This window comes from Pseudomonas caricapapayae (assembly GCF_001400735.1).
GTDB lineage: Bacteria > Pseudomonadota > Gammaproteobacteria > Pseudomonadales > Pseudomonadaceae > Aquipseudomonas > Aquipseudomonas caricapapayae.
This window is the reverse complement of record NZ_LJPW01000148.1, coordinates 1-261: the sequence shown is the minus strand read 5'-3', so window position 1 is coordinate 261 and position 261 is coordinate 1. Positions and strand designations below refer to the sequence as shown.

Genomic DNA, 261 nt, shown 5'->3' with positions numbered 1-261 from the left:
CGAAGGGCGCAGTAATGCGCTGAGCGACGAACTGAACGCCTCCATGGAAAAAGCCGCGATGGCGCTCGATTTCGAACGCGCAGCCGAGTTGCGCGACCAGGTCGCCTTGTTGCGTCGCGTCCAGGATCAGCAGAGCATGGACGGCGGCACCGGCGATGTCGATGTGGTCGCCGCATTCGTCAACCCTGGCGGTGCCTGCGTGCACCTGATCAGCGTGCGGGGCGGGCGCTGTCTCTTATACACATCTAAAAAAAAAAACAC

1 protein-coding gene is annotated in these 261 nt (G+C 60.9%); it reads left to right on the top strand.

Translation table 11 applies throughout. The features are described 5' to 3' along the window. Positions 1–261, top strand: a 261-nt coding sequence (locus tag ALO80_RS22165) for a UvrB/UvrC motif-containing protein (RefSeq protein WP_174518970.1), incomplete at both ends; no start/stop codon positions are given.